General features: G+C 41.8%; 18 protein-coding genes. 10 read left to right on the top strand and 8 right to left on the bottom strand.

Going from position 1 to position 18,169, the window contains the following annotated elements; genetic code table 11:
- Positions 1-221 precede the first annotated feature (221 nt).
- Positions 222-1,652, top strand: coding sequence for an SLC13 family permease (locus N521_RS11490; RefSeq protein ID WP_035391394.1), 1,431 nt, complete (start codon positions 222-224; stop codon positions 1,650-1,652).
- Here the strand turns inward: N521_RS11490 and N521_RS11485 are convergent.
- The gene (locus N521_RS11485; protein ID WP_231493311.1) at positions 1,584-1,997 is read right to left on the bottom strand and encodes a hypothetical protein; all 414 of its coding nucleotides are present in this window, start codon (positions 1,995-1,997) and stop codon (positions 1,584-1,586) included. The two genes, N521_RS11490 and N521_RS11485, sit on opposite strands and share 69 nt — an antisense overlap.
- Before the next feature lie 82 nt (positions 1,998-2,079).
- Between N521_RS11485 and N521_RS11480 the strand changes: the two genes are divergently transcribed.
- Positions 2,080-2,307, top strand: coding sequence for a hypothetical protein (locus tag N521_RS11480; RefSeq protein WP_017360415.1), 228 nt, complete (start codon positions 2,080-2,082; stop codon positions 2,305-2,307).
- Here N521_RS11480 and N521_RS11475 read toward each other — a convergent pair.
- Positions 2,288-2,767: an Hsp20/alpha crystallin family protein gene (locus N521_RS11475; RefSeq protein ID WP_008344182.1), complete on the bottom strand. Its 480-nt coding sequence runs from the start codon at positions 2,765-2,767 to the stop codon at positions 2,288-2,290. The two genes, N521_RS11480 and N521_RS11475, sit on opposite strands and share 20 nt — an antisense overlap.
- Before the next feature lie 65 nt (positions 2,768-2,832).
- Between N521_RS11475 and N521_RS11470 the strand changes: the two genes are divergently transcribed.
- Positions 2,833-3,090, top strand: coding sequence for a hypothetical protein (locus N521_RS11470; protein ID WP_008344180.1), 258 nt, complete (start codon positions 2,833-2,835; stop codon positions 3,088-3,090).
- A 6-nt stretch (positions 3,091-3,096) separates the two neighbouring features.
- The gene (locus N521_RS11465) at positions 3,097-3,330 is read left to right on the top strand and encodes a hypothetical protein (protein ID WP_008344178.1); all 234 of its coding nucleotides are present in this window, start codon (positions 3,097-3,099) and stop codon (positions 3,328-3,330) included.
- Between the two features lie 35 nt (positions 3,331-3,365).
- Here N521_RS11465 and N521_RS11460 read toward each other — a convergent pair whose 3' ends face one another.
- Both N521_RS11460 and N521_RS11455 read right to left on the bottom strand, forming a co-directional pair.
- Positions 3,366-4,757 (bottom strand): branched-chain amino acid transporter BcaP, encoded by a 1,392-nt coding sequence (locus N521_RS11460; RefSeq protein WP_008344176.1) that lies wholly within the window; start codon positions 4,755-4,757, stop codon positions 3,366-3,368.
- A 178-nt stretch (positions 4,758-4,935) separates the two neighbouring features.
- A complete protein-coding gene (locus N521_RS11455; protein WP_017360413.1) occupies positions 4,936-6,009 on the bottom strand; it encodes a tetratricopeptide repeat-containing glycosyltransferase family 2 protein in 1,074 nt (357 codons plus the stop codon).
- Between the two features lie 133 nt (positions 6,010-6,142).
- Here N521_RS11455 and N521_RS11450 point away from each other — a divergent pair, with 133 nt between their 5' ends.
- The gene (locus N521_RS11450) at positions 6,143-8,035 is read left to right on the top strand and encodes an ABC-F family ATP-binding cassette domain-containing protein (protein ID WP_025206900.1); all 1,893 of its coding nucleotides are present in this window, start codon (positions 6,143-6,145) and stop codon (positions 8,033-8,035) included.
- A 28-nt stretch (positions 8,036-8,063) separates the two neighbouring features.
- On the opposite strand, the gene folE2 is transcribed toward N521_RS11450, so the two are convergent.
- A complete protein-coding gene (gene folE2, locus N521_RS11445; protein ID WP_035391391.1) occupies positions 8,064-8,960 on the bottom strand; it encodes a GTP cyclohydrolase FolE2 in 897 nt (298 codons plus the stop codon).
- A 143-nt stretch (positions 8,961-9,103) separates the two neighbouring features.
- On the opposite strand from folE2, the gene N521_RS11440 reads away from it, so the two are divergent.
- Together N521_RS11440 and N521_RS11435 are read left to right on the top strand one after the other, a co-directional pair.
- Positions 9,104-9,529, top strand: a complete 426-nt coding sequence (locus N521_RS11440; protein WP_017366797.1) for a MerR family transcriptional regulator — start codon at positions 9,104-9,106, stop codon at positions 9,527-9,529.
- A 259-nt stretch (positions 9,530-9,788) separates the two neighbouring features.
- Positions 9,789-10,979 carry an MFS transporter gene (locus tag N521_RS11435; RefSeq protein WP_035391389.1) on the top strand — a complete coding sequence of 397 codons (1,191 nt, stop codon included), beginning with the start codon at positions 9,789-9,791 and terminating at the stop codon, positions 10,977-10,979.
- A gap of 47 nt (positions 10,980-11,026) precedes the next feature.
- On the opposite strand, the gene N521_RS11430 is transcribed toward N521_RS11435, so the two are convergent.
- Positions 11,027-12,580 carry an ABC-F family ATP-binding cassette domain-containing protein gene (locus N521_RS11430; protein WP_007496783.1) on the bottom strand — a complete coding sequence of 518 codons (1,554 nt, stop codon included), beginning with the start codon at positions 12,578-12,580 and terminating at the stop codon, positions 11,027-11,029.
- Positions 12,581-12,732: 152 nt separating this feature from the next.
- On the opposite strand from N521_RS11430, the gene N521_RS11425 reads away from it, so the two are divergent.
- A complete protein-coding gene (locus N521_RS11425; RefSeq protein ID WP_035391387.1) occupies positions 12,733-13,875 on the top strand; it encodes a DEAD/DEAH box helicase in 1,143 nt (380 codons plus the stop codon).
- A 37-nt stretch (positions 13,876-13,912) separates the two neighbouring features.
- On the opposite strand, the gene N521_RS11420 is transcribed toward N521_RS11425, so the two are convergent.
- Positions 13,913-14,917 carry an NADP-dependent oxidoreductase gene (locus N521_RS11420; protein WP_035391385.1) on the bottom strand — a complete coding sequence of 335 codons (1,005 nt, stop codon included), beginning with the start codon at positions 14,915-14,917 and terminating at the stop codon, positions 13,913-13,915.
- A gap of 121 nt (positions 14,918-15,038) precedes the next feature.
- Complete coding sequence (locus tag N521_RS11415; protein WP_017366799.1) at positions 15,039-15,416, bottom strand: YfmB family protein; 378 nt, start codon at positions 15,414-15,416, stop codon at positions 15,039-15,041.
- A 222-nt stretch (positions 15,417-15,638) separates the two neighbouring features.
- On the opposite strand from N521_RS11415, the gene N521_RS11410 reads away from it, so the two are divergent.
- Positions 15,639-15,986, top strand: a complete 348-nt coding sequence (locus N521_RS11410) for a YflT domain-containing protein (protein ID WP_035391383.1) — start codon at positions 15,639-15,641, stop codon at positions 15,984-15,986.
- Positions 15,987-17,126: 1,140 nt separating this feature from the next.
- Positions 17,127-17,783, top strand: coding sequence for a class I SAM-dependent methyltransferase (locus N521_RS11405; RefSeq protein WP_035391380.1), 657 nt, complete (start codon positions 17,127-17,129; stop codon positions 17,781-17,783).
- Positions 17,784-18,169 lie beyond the last annotated feature (386 nt).

The following is an 18,169-nucleotide window of genomic DNA, read 5'->3' as shown; positions in this document are numbered from 1 at the left end:
CAATTTTTGATTAGATCCTCTATAGTTTACAGTTACTGTGTAGGATTTGTATAGTTTCTCCTATGAAAATAGCCCAAGATATGAAGTGGAAATATGAAATCAAGACACAGTTGCTGCTTAAGGATATCTTCATTTTTTCTTATGATTTAAAGGATTTTTTATGTGATCATCGAATGTGAAAAATTAGAAAAAATTAAAAGCGTTTTCATGAAGGAGGAATTGTGATCGTTTATAAAAAAGTGAATCTAACTGGACTTGTTCTTGGACCGATCTTCTTTTTGCTTATTTTTTTGCTCATTCCAGAAAGTGAATTGACCTATGCAGCGAGAGTGGTACTTGGCATTACAGCATGGACTGCGACATGGTGGGTCACAGAAGCTTTGCCTATACCGGCGACCTCTTTATTGCCCATCATCCTTTTGCCAACACTTGGCGGGCTATCGATGGAGCAAACATCAAGAGCTTATGGAGACCCGATTGTTTTTATGTACATGGGCGGATTTATGATTGCCATTGCTATTGAAAAATGGAATTTACATAGAAGAATGGCCTTACATATTTTAAACATCATTGGCACAAGAAGTGACCGCATTGTATTAGGGGTTATGATAGCAACGGCTTTTCTATCTATGTGGATTTCAAATGCAGCCACAGCACTGATGATGCTGCCTGTGGCACTGGCTGTGATTAAAGAGGTGAAGGCGAACGATATTTTGTCTGGTGCATCTCTTGACCGATTCAGTAAAAGCATCCTATTATCGGTCGCTTATTCAGCCTCTATTGGCGGACTGGCGACACTCGTTGGGTCTGTGCCAAATGCTGTTTTTGCGGCGATGTCAAAAAAGCTGTTAGATCGAGAAATTATGTTTTTTGAATGGTTTTTGTTTGGTTTTCCGGTGGCGGCTGTTCTGCTCATTCTCTTATTTCTGTATTTGACCAAGATACAGTTTAAGGTAGAGCACACAGGGGAAATGGGAGCAGCGTTTATACGGAAGGGTTTAGAGGATTTAGGCAAAATGAAACAAGAAGAAAAATGGGTTTTTGCTATTTTTCTTATGACGGCTTTTTTATGGATTTTTAAAATCTTTTTGTTTGGCGGGCTTCCTGTCTCGGATACGTCGATCGCAATTTTTGGGGCGATGCTGTTATTTCTCATTCCAGCGACAAATGGAGAGAGAATACTAGAATGGCAGGATATGAAGCAGTTGCCATGGGGGCTTTTGCTTTTGTTTGGAGGCGGGCTTTCGCTCGCTACAGGATTTGCGGAAACGAATCTAACAGGATGGATCGGGGAAAATTTACAGCATTTAAATGGGCTGTCTTACCTCATGCTGCTAATTATTTTAACGGCTTCAATTTTATTTATGACCGAAATTATGTCTAATACAGCAGTTGCGAACATGATCATTCCAATTACAGTAGGGCTTGGACTTGCAATTGGCATGGAGCCGTATGGCTTAATGGCTGCGGCTGCGTTAGCTTCCTCATGTGCATTTATGCTGCCAATCTCCACACCGCCAAATGCGGCTGTCTTTAGTGCAGATGTGCTGAAAATATCTGATATGGTCAAGGCTGGCTTTTGGCTAAATGTGATCAGTATTGTAGCGATTGTGCTTGCGGTTTATTTCTGGCTTCCGGTCGTGCTGAGATGAAGACTTTGATCGAATGGAGACTTTTGGTGTTTTTGTTTCTTTTGGCTTCGGTACTGAAGCTGCCTTTTTGAGGTGCGGGTCCTTTGGCGTGTAATAGGTGGCTCCAATGTTGAGTCTGCCTTTAAGCTGATCAATGGAAAGCTCACCAAACTCTAAATGGTAGTCAATTTTGTCCACATGCAGTGATTCAATGTGAATGTGCGTATCCTCAGAGACAGGCGGAGCAGGTGCAGACATTTTCTGCTCAAGAGCGGTGAGTCTTTTTTCCAGCTCGACGACAGAGGGGGATGGACTGGCCTCGGTTTTTTTTAAGAGTGATTGAATGAAATGTTTCAAGTGGACCACAACCTTTTCTTTCGCCTTGCTCTAGTCTATGGAAAAGCTGCCCGGTATATACTTATAGAGATACATGAAAGGGGAGAAGGGCATGCTGCCTACACGCATTCAGATTACCCATATGAAGACGAATACGATTGGTACAGGGTCCTCGATGACATTCGGTTCGACGATCGTACGAAATCACTGCTCGACGATCAAAAGAAACAATGGTTTTGGTGAACAAAATGCCGATGGCGTGATCACGATCTTGCCGATTGAAACGATTGATGATCGTGATCTAATAGACGCAGTCAGTATCAATATTCGTCATCTATGATAATCGCAGTTGCTTTACCTTCATCTTTTTGCAGGCGAATGTATAGCACGCCGTCTTTAAAGGCCGCATTCATTTGACCAAGAATCATATCTGGGAGCCGAATTTTTCTTTCAAACGGACCATACTTTCCTTGTTTTTGGCGAAAATCCTGTTCGTTAAAAAAGGAAAAACGCTGTCCTTTTACAACCAAATATTCACCATATGACAGCACCTGAACATCTTCCTTCCGGTAGCCAGGCAGATAAATTAAGTACTGAAATTCAGTAGGGGTTTCCACAATGTCGACTGGTGGAAACGATGCATCTGTTCCTCGCTGATCTTGCTGCGAGAATGTAAATGGAGACGGACCATTTGCCATAAAGGGAGATCTTTGCTCATCATCGAATATCATTTTCCAAAAATCATCTCCATGCATTTGCTGGGCAATGTCCATCCACTGCTTCATTTTTTCGAAGTCCATGTGAAGACCTCCTGTTAACATACTTGATGGGTGCTCGCATATACCTATAAAAAGGAGGTTTATCTGTGGTTCAACCAACTCCGTATATCAATATTAATATTTTCATGTTAAAAATTAATTCCTTTGAAAATGCGTCGGCGGTGAATGTCGGACAAAATTTGTTAGCAGAGTGGCAAAACTCAGATAAAAAAAATCAGGGGTACGGACAGAATTTTGGAGATGCTAGCGGTTTTGTCGGAACAAAGAGCCATGTAGATGATCGAGATCAAGTGGACTCACCTGCCTCTTTTTCGCCAGCAGCTAAACCTATTCCAAGGAAGTGATGTGTGATGTTATTCTCACCCTCAGTCGTCAATGTCGGTGCTTTTAAAATCAATGCAATGGATCGGGGGGCATCACTGACGCTAGGACCTTATCAGCAGATCGATTATTTTCTCTCGATGAAATTGAACCAGGGTTTTGGTGAGGACAATGGAGATTGTTCACCGCTTGTCATTCCAATTTCAAGCGTATTAGATCCAGATATGGTGGACTCGAATTCAGTGAAAAACAGTGTGATTTAAACAAAAAAGAGACCGGGATTCCCCGTGTCTCTTTTCTATTGTGTTTGATTCAGATGGCTTTTTCGTCTTGCGTAGGTAAAATACACAACGACACCAATGGCTACCCAGATGAGGAAGGCTCGCCATGTCTCCCATTTCAGTGTGGCAGCCAATATCATACAAATGACCGCACTAATGATGGGAAGGACAGGGACAAAGGGTACTTTAAACGCTGTCTTCATATTCGGATGTTTTTTCCGGAGTATGATCACAGCGATCGAGATCACCGTAAAGGCCGCAAGTGTACCGATGCTGACTAAATTAGCAAGTGTTGATAAGTTGACGAATCCAACGATACATGCCGCAACAGCGCCTGTCAGCCAAGTGTTGGCAACCGGTGTCTTCGATTTTGGATGAACGTTTGAAAAGATTTTCGGCATGAGTCCATCTCGGCTCATAGCAAAGGTTAAACGCACCTGAGCGTAGACAAGTGCAATTAACACGGTCGTAATCCCGATAATAGCACCTGCCGATATAATACCAGCGACACTATTCAGGCCAACCACTTGAAGCGCAAAAGCGACAGGGTCACTGACATTCAGCTTCGTGTAGTGAACCATGCCTGTTAAGACAAATGAAACCCCGATGTATAAAATCGTACAAACGCCGAGCGCACCGATGATTCCGATCGGCATCGCTTTTTGCGGGTTTTTGACTTCTTCTGATGCATTAGCGATTGCATCAAATCCAAGGTAAGCAAAAAAGACAGTGGCCGCTCCAGCAATCACGCCATGGAAGCCCATTGGCATAAAAGGTGTCCAATTTTCAGGTTTAACGTAAGCAAAGCCTGAAATGATAAAGAGGAGGACAATGGCAATTTTGATGAGCACAATGATGTTATTCAGCTTCGTGCTCTCTTTTACGCCTCTTGAGACAATAAAGGTAATGAGTAAAATAATGAGTGCGCCTGGCAGGTTGAAGATGGCCCCATCAGCGGCTCCGGGTGCAGCCGATAAAGCCTTCGGTATGTGCAGACCAAATCCACTGAGCAGTGATTGAAAATAGGATGACCATCCGCTTGCCACAGCAGAGAGCGCAACAACATATTCAAGCATTAAATCCCAGCCCATTAAAAAGGCGAGGAATTCTCCAAGTGTTGCGTAAGAATACGTATAGACACTTCCTGACACTGGAATGGACGAGGAAAATTCAGCGTAGCAAAAAGCAGCAAGGGCGCATGCGATCGCAGCCAAAATAAAAGATATAATAATCGCAGGTCCCGCATCTTTCGCAGCCGCAACCCCCGTTATCACAAAAATTCCAGTCCCGACCACACAGCCAATGCCAAGCAAGATTAAATCAAATGTATTCAAAGAACGGCTCAGCCGCTTCGTTTGACTTTCAAGCATGAGCTGGTCGAGAGACTTTTTTCTAAATAAAGAACTCATGTTGACCTCCTAATGGATAAATCTTTTCGTAAGACGAATGTTAGTATATGCGTAAATGACAATTTAGTCAATTGGTTGAAAAACGCTTTAAATCACTAAAGTGTTAAATGTCACAAAAGTCTAATGTGTATCAAAAGACATCCGCCGTCATTGACAGGCGGATGTGATAACAGGAGATTTACGTTTCTTCAGCAAATATTTTTTCATTGTACAGCACACTAGGATGGGTTGGGTAATGGGCTGAGGATGCAAGATGATGGGTTTTGGCTTGAGCCAAATCACCGAGCTGATAATAACAATAGCAAAGCTGAAGGTGAGGATACCATGTTTTATATTGTGTCAGTGTAAAGGCTGTTTCGATTTCAGGTGCCTTCAGTGCCTGCTCATACCAATAGATGGCCGCTTTGTATTTATTTTGTGCTTTGAAATGATCCCCAATCCGGCAGCAAAATTCTGGACGGGGCTGATCATATAAGAAGGATCGCAATAAGGAGGATAGGGCGGCTTCCTCAAAACCGACTGCATAATAGCAGTCAGCTAAATTTTGGCATGTGCGAATTTCATCCTCAATCCAGCATTGTTTTGTGGCTAAAAATTTGTGATAAAAGCGAATCGCCTTCACATGCTGCTTGTTATCTCGTAATTCATTGGCGAAGTAAAAGAGATCACGAGGTGTCATCTCTTCGCCTTTTGCAAGCATGTTTTCATAAATGCGCAGATTGCGTCCAGGCTCTCCGGCGGTTGTTTTCTTACGCTTTTGATGGGTGACGGCGATATCAGCGGGAAAAATGTTGCCATACACTTGAAGGAATTCATGAACGGCCCCATACCACTGAAAGTTCAAGGCACGCTTGACGAGCCGATTTCTTCTATATTTAAAATTCACCTGACCGTCCTCACTAAATCCAACGTGGTAAAACATCGAGACGGCATCTACTGCGGGATCTAGCGTCTGTTTGAGCTGAAGCAGTTTTTGCCGGTCCTCTTCAAGCAGGACATCGTCGGCATCCAGCCATAAGATATACTCTTTTGTTGCATGGGAAAAAGCGAAATTGCGTGCTTTTGCAAAATGCTGGACCCATTCAAAGTCGAGTACCTTTGCTGAAAAGGAGTGAGCAATGTCCTTTGTTTGATCCGTTGATCCTGTATCAACAATGATCATCTCATCTACAATGTCTTGAACAGAAGACAGGCAGTCAGCCAAAACCTCCTCTTCATTTTTCACAATCATACATAAACTAATGGTTATCATCTTTTGATCACCTCTTCATAGTGTATCGAGCATCAAAAGGAAACATTCTTTTCAGCAGCGGGTTTTTTTAAAACTAGTTTTCTGCTACTGGCTGATTTAAAATAAAGGAAGAATCTATGTAAGGGCTGATAAAATGAGTTTATTGAATGTAGAAGGATTATATAAAACCTATGGCGAAAAAACGCTGTTTGATCATATCTCTTTTCATATAGAACCAAAGGAACGCATCGGGTTAATTGGACCTAATGGAACAGGGAAGTCAACGCTTTTAAAAGTCATTGCAGGACTTGAATCATTTGAGGAAGGCGACATTACAAAGGCAGGGACACTTGATATCGAATTTCTTGAGCAAGATCCTGAAATGAGCGGAGATGAAACGATTCTCGACTATATTTTTTCAGGAACAGCACCAATGATTCAAACGATGAAAGCCTATGAACAGGCGCTGGCTGATTTAGAGCATGATCCACAAAACGAGGCAAAACAAGAAGCGCTTATGCGTATGCAAAATAAAATGGATCAGGACGACGCATGGGATGCGAACCTTTCGGCGAAAACGATTTTGACAAAGCTTGGTGTCAAAGATGTGAGCCGTTCTGTTCATGCGTTATCAGGCGGACAGAAAAAGCGTGTGGCGATCGCCAAAAATTTAATTCAGCCTGCGGGTTTGCTGATTTTAGATGAGCCGACAAACCATCTAGACAACGCAACCATTGAATGGCTTGAGGGATATTTGAGTCAATACAGCGGGGCTGTCATTCTTGTGACCCATGATCGTTATTTCTTAAACCGCGTCGCCAATCGGATTTATGAATTAAATCAGGGGCAGCTTTACACATATAAAGGAAATTATGAAGTCTTTTTAGAAAAAAGAGCGGAACGAGAAGCAGAAGCTCAAGTAAAAGAAACGAAACGTCAAAACCTGCTTAGACGTGAGCTTGCATGGTTGAGAAGAGGGGCAAAGGCTCGAACGACAAAGCAAAAAGCGCGTATCGGCAGAGTGGAAGAGCTGAAGGATCAAAAGGGACCTGATGCAAAAGGAGAGCTTGATTTTGCGATCGGTTCTCACCGGCTTGGAAAACAAGTGATTGAGGCAGAAGAGATCAGCATCACATTTGCTGGTCAAACCCTTGTGGACCAGTTCAGCGATTTAGTCGTGCCAGGGGATCGCATCGGATTTATCGGACCGAATGGAGTGGGCAAAACGACTTTACTCAATTGCCTGGCGGGTAAAATCGAACCGACGAACGGACAATTGACCATTGGACAAACAGTCCGCATTGGCTATTACACGCAGGACCATAACGAAATGAATGAAGAGCTGAATATCATTGATTACATCAAAGAAACAGCTGAAATTGTCAAAACGGCAGATGGCGTCATTGTGACAGCAGAGCAGATGTTGGAGAGATTTTTATTCCCTAGATCCATGCAGCGTACGTTTATCCGCAAGCTGTCAGGGGGAGAGCGCCGCAGATTGTATTTATTGAAGGTATTGATGGAAGAGCCGAATGTTCTCTTTTTAGATGAGCCGACGAACGACTTGGATACAGAGACACTGAGCATTTTAGAGGATTATTTGGAGCAGTTCCCAGGCGTAGTCATCACCGTGTCGCATGATCGTTATTTCTTAGACCGAGTCGTCCATCGTCTGCTTGTGTTTGAAGGAAATGGACGCATTTCACACTTCCAAGGTGCTTACAGCGATTACATGGAGCAAGAAAAAGAACAGAAGCGAACAGAGACAAAACCTGCTGAAAAACAAGTAGAAGCTGCACCGAAAAAGAGGAAAAAACTATCCTATAAGGACCAGCTTGAATGGGATGGCATTGAAGATCGGATACAAGCTTTAGAGGACAAACACCAACAGCTCGAAGCCAGCATTGCAGAGGCTGGCAGTGATTTTGGGAAAATTCAAGAGCTGATGGACAAGCAAAAAGCCGTCGCTGAAGAATTAGAACAAGCGATGGATCGCTGGACAGAACTGTCGATGATGATTGAAGAATTAGAAAGTAATGAAAAATAAAGGTTGGCAAAAAAACTGTAGAGACGATCTACAGTTTTTTTTGATAAGAACATTTGGCATAAGCATCTTGCTGATGAATGGATTCTTCATTTCGACACTCAATTTGAAACCCTTTGATCCAGTTTTGTTCGTACAACTCTGCCGCAATTAATCTCGCAACATCCTCTACAAAACGTGGATTTTCATAGGCCTCTTCTGTCACGTGTTTTTCATCTGGTCTTTTGAGTACAGGGTAAAGGGGCGCACTCGCATTAGACTCGATGATCTGCAGTAGATCTGCTTTCATGTCATCAGGGAGTTGACCTTGTTCAAACAGCTCTACCTGAATCGATACAGTGCCGCGCTGATTATGTGCGCCGTATTCACTGATTTCTTTTGAACAAGGACATAGCGTTGTCACCTGAGCGGTACAGCCAATATAACAAATCCATCCGTCTTCTTCATGAAAGTGGATGTCATATTGCACGTCTGCATGCATCAAACCGGACTTTCCGCTGATGGGACTCTTTTTTTCCATGTACCACGGAAAGGAAACTTGAATCGAGGCAGATGGCTGATTCATATGCTTGGCAAGCTGTGCCGCCAATTCTTTTAAGGAATCCACATCAACCGGCTTTCCGCTCTCATAAAATGAGTGAAGCTGCTCGGTGAGACGGCTCATATGAATGCCTTTTTGATGAGCTGGCAAATATGTACTCAGCGTAAAATCAGCGGAAGAGGTTTGGTGCTGTGGAGCCGTTTTAGACAAAATATGTACAGGGTACGACACACGGCAAATTCCGACCTGTTCCAGATCAAAATAAAAGTCCTGTTCGGTTTGTTGGATGTCTATCATGTCCTCTTTTTGACAAGGTTTTGTTCTAGCGCTTGGCGGGACAGAACCGAATTGGGCGTGTCGTTCTTTTTTGGATGGAAATGAACGCATATGGTACCTCCTTTAAAACGTAATGATTCTTATTTATTTTGCATCAAACAACAATAGAAATCAAGTGATTAAACATTAACGTTTACGTTAAGGTCATAAAGGTGTATAATAAAACATGAATTGATGAGCAGGAGGCACTGGCGATGGAATGGATGAAAATTGATCAAGTGGCGAAAAGAAGCGGTCTGACGAAACGGACCATTCGTTTCTATGAAGAGATTGGTTTATTATCAGCACCAAAGCGGACAGAGGGCGGTGTCAGACTTTACTCAGAGGATGACATGGAAGAACTGGAGAAAGTGATGCAGGCCAAAGAAGTACTTGGCTTTTCTTTACAAGAGCTTCAATCGTTTATGGAAATAGGAAAACAGTTAGAGCTGAATAAAGAAGGCTACTTGCTGTCACTTGACCCGAAGGAACGATTAGAGAAACTGTTAGATATTGATGCGCAGCTGACTGTGCAGCATCAATTGATTACAAAAAAGCTAGAAACGATTCAATCCTTTAAAAAGGATCTTGAAATGATGAAAGAAAGAGCGGCTCATGCCATTGAGCAATTACAAAAATAAACACCTCAGCGTGTTTATTTCAGCGTGTAGACAAACCCTCGCATTCTTTGTCAGTCCTGCGTGCTGGTGCTCACGAATGTCAAATTCGCTCCGCTCCAGTACTCGTCCTTCCTAGACTGCAAAGGTTTTCTATCACGCTGAAAAAGAAGACAAAGAGCTAAAATAAAGTTCATTTTAGCTCTTTGTCAACAAAATAAAATAAACACCTCAGCGTGTTTATTTTATTTTGTTAAACAACTGTAGGAAAGGTTCTGATGGAATGAAGGAAGAAGAAGTTTTGAAACAGCGTACGAGTCTGCTTAGACAGCCGAAGGCCGTCTGGGCGGTGGCCTTTGCTTGTGTGATTTCATTTATGGGCATAGGGCTTGTAGACCCGATTTTGCCAGCCATTGCATCACAATTACATGCATCTCCAAGTCAGGTGTCTCTTTTATTTACGAGCTATTTGCTTGTCACCGGCTTTGTGATGTTTTTTACCGGTTTTATTTCTAGTCGTATTGGTGCCAAATGGACGTTATTATTAGGACTCATCTTTATTATTGTCTTTTCTGCTTTAGGCGGTACTTCTTCAACCATTAATGAATTAATTGGTTTTAGAGGCGGATGGGGCATTGGGAATGCCTTATTTATTTCAACGGCATTATCAGTGATTGTCGGTGTGTCTGTTGGAGGAAGTGCGAAAGCCATCATTTTATATGAGGCGGCACTAGGTCTTGGGATTTCTGTCGGGCCGCTCCTTGGCGGTGAGCTTGGAACGATCTCTTGGCGCGGGCCATTCTTTGGTGTGGCAGTGTTAATGCTCGTTGCTCTTTTAGCCATTACCTTTATGCTTCCACCTATGCAAAAGCCGCAGAAAAAGGTGAAGTTATTTGAAGCTGTTGGAGCCTTGAAATATAAGGGGCTTTTAACGATGGCATCTGCTGCTTTCTTATATAACTTTGGATTCTTTGTTCTTCTAGCTTATTCGCCATTTGTGCTTCATCTTGATGAGCATGGTCTTGGCTATGTCTTTTTTGGATGGGGATTATTTTTGGCTGTGACATCTGTCTTCTCAGCGCCGGTCATTCATCGCAAATTGGGTACATTGACAGCTCTTGTTGTTCTCTTTGCTTCGTTTGCTGTGATTTTATTCGGCATTGGAATATGGACATCGCATGTGGTCGTGGTCATTTGCGGTATCGTGATTGCTGGGGGAATCCTCGGCATGATCAATACGGTGCTGACGACGGCTGTGATGGGATCAGCTCCTGTTGAGCGTTCAATTGCATCATCTTCATACAGTGCTGTACGATTTATTGGTGGTGCGATTGCGCCTTGGATTGCGGGAGTTCTCGCTGAAACTTACACAGCAAGTACCCCTTATTATGTAGGGGCGGCAGTTGTTCTCTTAGGAATGGTCATCCTGCTTCTTGGCCGTAAGCATTTGGTGAATATCCAGGCAGGTCATTAAAGAATAAGCCTCATATCTTTTGAAAAGATATGAGGCTTTTTTTATCGTTATAATACTTTGGTTGTCCAGGATTCACAATTCCAAGTTTCAGTGGCCACATCTTGATAAAATTCAGGTTCGTGGGAAATCAATAGGACGCTGCCTTTATATTCTTTTAACGCACGCTTTAATTCTTCTTTGGCATCGACATCCAAGTGGTTTGTCGGCTCATCGAGAACAAGCAAATTGGTTTCTTCGTTAATGAGCTTGCAAAGGCGGACCTTCGCTTTTTCACCACCACTTAAAACAGACACACGGCTTTCAATATGTTTTGTCGTTAAACCGCATTTGGCAAGGGCAGCTCTGACTTCATATTGTGTGTACGATGGGAAGGTGCTCCACACCTCTTCGATACAAGTATTGCTGTTTTGCTCTTTTACTTCTTGCTCAAAGTAGCCAATATGCAAGAATTCTCCACGTTCCACCTCACCAGAAATGGGGGAGATTTCTCCAAGCAGGCTTCGGAGCAGTGTCGTTTTTCCGATACCGTTGGCACCGTATAACGCAATTTTTTGCCCGCGTTCCATTTTTAAATTCAATGGACGAGAGAGCGGTTCGTCATACCCAATGACTAAATCCTTCGTTTCAAAAATCAATTTCCCTGATGTACGTGCAGGTTTAAAGTGGAATTCTGGTTTTGGTTTTTCTGCCGCTAATTCAATCATGTCCATCTTATCGAGTTTCTTTTGACGAGACATCGCCATATTTCGAGTACTGACACGTGCTTTATTTCTCGCGACAAAATCCTTTAATTCAGCCACTTCTTGCTGCTGCCTTTTATACGCTGCCTCTAGTTGCTGCTTTTTCACTTCGTACACTTGTTTAAATTGATCATAATCACCAACGTAGCGCGTGAGTTCTTGATTTTCGACATGATAAATCAAGTTAATGACACTGTTTAGGAACGGAATATCATGTGAAATGAGGATAAACGCATTTTCATATTCCTGCAAATAGCGCTTCAGCCACTCAATATGCTGTTCATCTAAATAGTTGGTCGGCTCGTCAAGAAGAAGAATTTCAGGCTTCTCTAACAGCAATTTCGCAAGCAGTACTTTTGTACGCTGTCCGCCGCTCAGCTCTGTCACATCACGATCGAGCCCGAGATCTGTCAACCCAAGACCTCTTGCAATTTCCTCTACCTTGGAATCAATGATATAAAAATCATTGTTCGTCAGGGCATCCTGAATGACGCCTACTTCTTCTAAAAGCTTTTCTAGCTCATCAGGATCTGCTTCACCCATTTTTTCGTAAATGTCATTCATTGAGGCTTCCATCGAGAATAAATAATGGAATGCATCTTGAAGGACTTCACGAATGGTTCTTCCTTTTTCAAGCACGGTATGCTGATCGAGGTAGCCGACACGGACATTTTTTGCCCATTCGACCTTTCCTGCATCTGGCTCAAGCTTGCCAGTAATAATATTCATAAACGTTGACTTTCCTTCACCGTTGGCGCCGATCAAGCCGACATGCTCGCCTTTTAATAACCGGAAGGAGACTTCGTGGAAAATGGCTCTGTCGCCAAAGCCATGACTTAAATCTTTAACAGATAATATCATTTTTTACACCTCAAATAGATTCAAAACGGCTAGTGCCTCTCATGATTATATCGAACTGTCCGGCTCGATAAAAGCATCAAAAGAAAAATTGCGTTTCAAAGCTGATTTTGAGATACTAAAGGATAGATTGAATGAGGATAAAGGAGATCAACATGACGGAAAATTGGGCATTTTTGAAAGAAGCAAAGCCATTTATTCAAAAGAACTTTGAAGCGGCTGGCTTTGAGAAGCCAACAGCGATACAAGAACAAACAGCAGAGTGGATTACGGAAAAACGCGATGTGATCGCAGAATCACCGACTGGAACAGGGAAGACCCTTGCGTATGTTCTGCCGCTTTTAAATAAAATTGATGTGAGTATCAAACACCCGCAAGTCTTAATCTTGGCACCTTCAAGAGAGCTTGTGATGCAAATTTTTGATGTCGTGCAAGAGTTCAAACAAGGTTCAGACATCAAAGCTATTTCCTTAATAGGCGGGGCAAATATCAAGAAGCAGCAGGAAAAGCTAAAAAAACACCCGAATATCGTGGTGGCGACACCGGGTCGCGTACAAGAGTTAATCAAAATCAAGAAACTGAAAATGCACGAAGTCAAAACGATTGTATTAGACGAAGCAGATCAGCTTCTTGTGCCAGAGCATATGAAAACGATCCAAGGGATCATTAAGTCCACATTAAAAGAAAGACAAATCCTTTGTTTTTCTGCAACATTGAAAGAAGAAACCGTTCAGCTGATCAAAGAAATGACATCTGAACCAGAAGTATTGAAAATTGCTAGAAGCGAGGAAGAAGCACAGAAAGTGGGTCACTATTATCTGTTATGTGATCAGCGTGACAAAGTGAAACTGCTGCAAAAGCTATCACGGCTTGAGGACATGCAGGCGCTTGTCTTTGTGCGAGATATTACGAATTTGAGCATTTATGCAGAAAAATTAGCGTATCACCATGTCGACCTTGGTGTGCTTCACAGTGAAGCGAAAAAAGCAGAGCGTGCTGTCATCTTAAAGGCTTTTGAACAGCGTGAATTCCCGCTCCTCCTTGCAACAGATATTGCAGCAAGAGGAATCGATATTGATGATCTGCCATATGTGATTCATGCAGATCTGCCAAATGAAGAAGGCTACATTCACCGTTCAGGCAGAACCGGACGCGCAGGAAAAGAAGGCGCAGTCATCAGTCTTGTCACACCTCAAGAGCAATCAATGCTGAAAAAAATGGCGAAAAAGCTGAATCTTTCGCTTGAAGAAATCGTGTATAAGCAAGGCCAGCTGCACCTTGCACCCAAGCAGGCATAAGAAAAGGACCCTCCATAATTGGCAGGGTCCTTTTTTGTTATGAAATTTTGACAAGTTGTTTTCCGACATTTTCCCCTTTGAATAGTCCAAGGAATGCATCTGGAATGTTGTCAAAGCCTTCAATGATTGTTTCTTTATATGTGAGTTTTTCTTCTTTTACCCATTGTGCGAGATCTTTTGCCGCCTCTTCAAAACGATCAGAGTAGTTGGCAACAATGAAGCCCTGCATCAATGCGCTTGTTTTAATGAGTTTTGTTTGCACACGAGGGCCAATGTCTTCGCTTGCACTAATGTTATAAGAAGAAATGGCGCCGCAGACTGGAATACGTGCAAAACGGTTCAAATGATTCATTACAGCATCAGAGATGTCGCCGCCCACATTGTCAAAATACACATCGACACCGTTTGGGCAGGCTTTTGCAATGGCGTCATCTAAATCATTTGTTGTTTTATAATTAATGGTTTCATCAAAGCCCAGTTCTTTTAAATAAGCCAGCTTATCATCAGATCCGGCAATTCCAACAACGTGGGCACCTTTGATTTTAGCGATCTGTCCGACAACAGAACCAACGGCACCTGCGGCTCCAGAAATGACAACCGTTTCGCCTTCTTTTGGCTGACCAATCGCAAGAAGTCCAAAATAGGCGGTTTGTCCTGGCATGCCCAAAATCCCTAAGTAATAAGATAACGGCGCAATGGATGGATCAATTTTTGTCAGAGACTCTGCTTTGGCAGTAGAATATTCCTGCCAGCCAAGGAATCCAAGTACAAAATCACCTTTCTCAAATTGAGGAGATTTGGACTCGACGACTTCTCCGACCACACCACCTTGAATGACTTCATTCAGCTTGAACGGAGGTGTATAGGATTTTGTATCTTGCATTCGTCCTCTCATGTAAGGATCTACAGACACATATTTCGTTTGAATCAAGACTTCGCCATCTTGCGGCGTTGGTATATCAACTGTTTCAAAATGAAAAACATCTTTAGTAGGTAACCCTTTTGGACGTTTTGCTAATTGAATTTGTTTTTGTTGACTCATGTCAAATCCTCCCTTTCACTTGCAACCTAGATTTACATTAACATGATGCTTCTTTTCGTTCAAAACATACGGTCTTTTCCAAGCACATACAAAAAAGCAGCCACCATCTAAAAGAAGGGGACTACTTTTTTTGAAGAGAGACAGAAAGGAGCGGCGGGAGACAACCAAACAGTTGATACTCATCCGCATCACGTTCTTTTAATAAATATTCATTTGCATTTTGCATGGAGGCTTTCATCATATCGTGCGTCACAAAAGGAAAAAGGATATTTAAATATGAGGACAACAGGTCTTGTGGATCTTGTTCGATTGACTCGATATCTCCAATGTTAATAATAATAGAAAAGAGATAATCGATGCAGATGTGAAAGTGCTGTTCAGCAAACAAAGTAAGCGGCTTTGCTTTTGATTCTTCAGGATTCCATTTTTGAAAAAGCTGTTTCACCAAATCACTGACAACCCATGCATTAAACTGCTGCTCAGCTGAAAAATAATACATCAGCTCCACCCCATTTCTAGCCTCCAGTATAAGAATTGTACAACAAATGACAAGGAAAGCATATAATTTTTCAGAAAATTTAGTCATTTTTACAGTCTTTTTGTCAAAAATAAGTCCATAGACGCATGAAGTTCACAGAGTAAAAATGGATGTGCTGGAGGAAGGTTTAATGACAAAAGTGACGGGTAAAAGATTCGTAAGACGTTAAAGGAGGAATAATAAATGAAACCTGTTGTAAGAGAGTATTCAAATGATGAAACACTTCAAAGAGATGTGGAGCAATTAAAACAACTCGGTGTTGCAAGAGAGGACATTTATGTTCTGTCCCATGACGATGATCGAACTGAGCGTATTGCAAGCAATGCAGATGCCAATACGATAGGTCCAAAAGAAGTTGGACTCAAGCATGCGGTTGGAAACATCTTTAGCAAAAAGGGAGATGAACTCCGCAATAAGATTCACGAAATTGGTTTCTCAAAAGATGAAGCTGAGACATTTGAAGAACATTTAGACGAAGGAAAAGTTCTTCTCTTTGTGACTGACCATGAAAAAGTGAAAAATTGGGCATAAACGCCATCGTAAAAAGCCTCTTACTTTTGTAAGGGGCTTTTTTCAGATTTTTGACAAAGGGCTAAAATGAACTTGATTTTAGTCCTTTGTCTTCTTTTCAGCGTGATAGAAAACCTTTGCAGTCTAGGAAGGACGAGTACTGGCGCGGAGCGAATTTGATATTCGTGAGCACCAGCACGCAGGACTGACAAAGAATGCGAGGGTTTGTCTACACGCTGAAAGCCTCTTACTTTTGTAAGGGGCTTTTTTTCATACTGCGGTAATTAAAATCTACCATCTGTCTTTTTCACTATAATAAGACAGGTTGAAAAATTGGGATAAACAGTAAAATGCCTAATTGAAAATATAGAAATATCAAAGGATACCATCAAAAAAAAGAAAAAAGTAGTGAAAATATCACAAAAAACCATTCGGGAAATAATTATGATATCTTTATTTTTATCTCAAAATGAAATAAAAATCTTGTGTAATTTAGTAGATAAATTTCTTAGTTCTATTGGTTTAAGTTGTATTTTTGTGTAGAAATAAGTGTTTTAAGGTCAAAAAACCACGAAATATACCTGTATTTTCAATTAGAAAATCATTCTAATGTTTAGGAAATAATTTGTTGACAAAATAATCTAAAAACAATATATTTGGCTTAATCAAGTCATTATGGAAGTAGTTGTTAAATTTTCGATAGGTGGATTTCAGGATCAATTCTGTAAATGATGATGCATTAAGACCTAAGGGAGAGCGCTTCTGAGGCAGAGCGATACGGAAGAAATATCTATTAGACAAAAAAGAATAGATGAAAGATAGCTTAGAATAGTAGATTCGTCTTTCTACTATGCCTATTTCTCAATAATATTGTTCAAGGTATTCAGAGGATCATCATAAAGAAAGCGCTTTCTAAACGATGTTAAGGAGGTGAACCCATATGAAGAAAATGTATAACAAACTGAGGCGCTGTAACAGTTGAATGGCTGTGGTTGTATGTGAAGATGAGTGCTGAAAAAGAAGAGTGACATGTGGGATGCTTCTCTCCTTTTTCAGAAAACAGATTTCCTAAAAAATCCATCTTTCATTTTATCATAAGGCTTTTTGCTTGAAAACCACCTTTGTTAGGAAAGGTGATTGTGAATTGAAGGAGGTCACGTGATGAAAAAGGCTTTGTATCATGAAGACAGCGGGTTGTATTTAGAAAAAATGCGTATGGCTTTTCAAGAACACTATGAGCAAAGAACAGATATGTGGTCCACTGATCCATCGTTAACAGATGCTGCTGTGATGTCTCTGAAGGCATGGCGTTCCAGGGAAAAGGATGCACTTGCTTCTGTGCTGGATATCGGCTGCGGGAACGGCAGGGTTCTTGAACATTTACAAGGACTGTCGGCATATACCGGCATTGATCTTTATGAGCATGAGGAATGGCAAGGATTAAAGAAGAGAAAAGAGGTTCCTGTCCATTTTTATCATCAAGATTTTATGTCCTGGTCGATGAATCAAGGGCGCGAGCTGACGTTTGATCTGATTTTAGATCATGGCTGCTTTCACCATCAGCACCCTGATGACCACGAACGATACTTAAAGCAGATTTCCTCGCTGCTTCATGAAGGTGGTGTGTTTTCCCTTGTTGTATGGGGAGAAGAGTGGAAAACAGGCTTAATCGGAGAAGATGGACGCTTCCATTTTTCATTCTCAGATACTCAGCTTGGAGAAAAGATTTGTACATCAGGACTTGAGCTCGTTTCGATTACACCATTACAAGCGAAGGCTGGGATCAGCCAGCATCATGTCATTGCTGTCAAAATCTAGTGCAAAGGAGGATAAACGCGATGTTTGATGTGATGGTTCTTGGTGCATACCTAGGCGGGTGTCATGCTTCAATCAATGTAGCTGAATTGAAGTACGGACTATTCATCCAATCAAAGGGTACAACCGGATGACGTGCATTTGAAGAACCAGAGCTTCTAGTAAAGGAGAAAGCAGCTCGAAGCTAGCAGAGATATTCTTTTAGAGAAAGAGCATGTCAGTTTCCATTCAAGAATCATCCAATGGTGTTGCTCTCTTACAGAGAATACAGCGTATGAAGCTCGATTTCTGCTCCTTTGTACTGGACAAGTGACAGTCTAAAAAGAGTCTTTATGAAAGGTACTGATGGATGATTGGCATCGCACATCTATTCAGCCAGTATGACAGGA

Origin of the sequence: Bacillus sp. UNC125MFCrub1.1, from assembly GCF_000701305.1 — a bacterium.
Lineage (GTDB): Bacteria > Bacillota > Bacilli > Bacillales > Bacillaceae > Bacillus > Bacillus altitudinis.
The sequence above is the reverse complement of the archived record's forward strand: the minus strand, read 5'-3'. Positions and strand labels throughout refer to the sequence as shown.